Source organism: Olsenella sp. KH3B4 (assembly GCA_900111695.1).
Lineage (GTDB): Bacteria > Actinomycetota > Coriobacteriia > Coriobacteriales > Atopobiaceae > Tractidigestivibacter.
In genome coordinates this window covers 1-1,361 of the sequence record FOHD01000021.1, presented here as the reverse complement: position 1 = coordinate 1,361, position 1,361 = coordinate 1, and the positions used below count along the sequence as shown (strand labels likewise).

Here is a 1,361-nt window from a genome sequence, read left to right as displayed (position 1 = left end):
CGAAGAAGGCGCTAGGATGGAGGACGATAAGGGAGCACCGTGCGGCGCTGGGTTACGCGGCGTAGCGGCGGTCCAGAGGAACGTCCGGGGTCCCTGAGAGGGTTATACTACCGCAGAAACGATCACTATTATTTTTCAGTTCTTGGAGGTTGACGCCTGTGAAGACGGCCAACCGTTTGGTTATTCTGGCATTGACGTTGACCTGCGCCTTCGCTGCGCCGCTGTCCGCCGTTGCCGAACCCGCAGCGAGCACCTCTCCCGAGTGGTCCTTTACTGGCGTGACGCTCTCCTCGTCCCGCGTCACCTCCGGCCAGCCCGTCACCGTGGAGCCGGAGGTGTCCGGCGACCTCGACGGGGCCACGTACAACTACGTCTGGCAGCGCGGCGGCTCCTGGGCCGAGGGCGACTGGGGCTCCACCGTCCTCTCGACCGGCCAGGGCACGGCCGACTCGTCCTCGACCCTCTCGTCCGAAATCGGGCGCGCGGGCACCTACACCATCTACGTCGACGTGACCGACCGCTCCGGCGCGAAGAGGACCATGTCGGCCGAGCTCGAGGTCGCGCCGCCGTCCTGGGACTACTCCGGCGTCAGGCTGTCTGCCACCAGGGTGACCTCCGGCCAATCCGTCACCGTGGAGCCGGAGGTGTCCGGCGACCTCGACGGCGCCACGTACAACTACGTCTGGCAGCGCGGCGGCTCCTGGGCCGACGGCGACTGGGGCTCCACCGTCCGCGACACCGGCAGGGGCACGTCCGACGCCACGTGCGAGCTCGCGCCGGCCAGCGCCGGCCGCTACACGGTCTACGTGGACGTGACCGACCGCTCCGGCGAGAAGCGCACCATGTCCACGACGCTCGTCGTCGCGTCGCCCGAGTGGACGTTCTCCGGCGTCTCGCTCTCCGCCTCCCGCGTCACCTCCGGCCAATCCGTCACCGTGGAGCCGCAGGTGTCCGGCGACCTCGAGGGCGCCACGTACAACTACGTCTGGCAGCGCGGCGGCTCCTGGGCAGCGGGCGAGTGGGGCTCCACCGTGCTCTCCACGGGCTCCGGAACGTCCGACGCATCGGCGACCCTCTCCTCCGAGGTCTCCCGCGCCGGCCGCTACACGGTCTACGTCGACGTGACCGACCGCTCCGGGCGGAAGCGCACCCTGTCCGCCGGGCTCGAGGTGTACGACGACTCCTGGTCGCTCGTCGGCGTCGACGCCTCCCCGGCCTCCGTCACCGCGGGCGACGACGTGACCTACGCCCCCAGGGTCTCCGGCGTGTTGATGTTCACTAAGAAGTGGTCCGAGTAATCACTGGGAAATGAGCACCGTGAGCACGAGAAACTGAGCAGTTTAAGCAGGAGGGCCACGCCC

1 protein-coding gene is annotated in these 1,361 nt (G+C 68.6%); it reads left to right on the top strand.

The window, feature by feature from the left end; genetic code table 11:
• Nucleotides 1-158: 158 nt before the first annotated feature.
• Nucleotides 159-1,298 (top strand): hypothetical protein, encoded by a 1,140-nt coding sequence (locus BMX94_RS10465; protein WP_091006378.1) that lies wholly within the window; start codon nt 159-161, stop codon nt 1,296-1,298.
• Nucleotides 1,299-1,361: the final 63 nt, after the last annotated feature.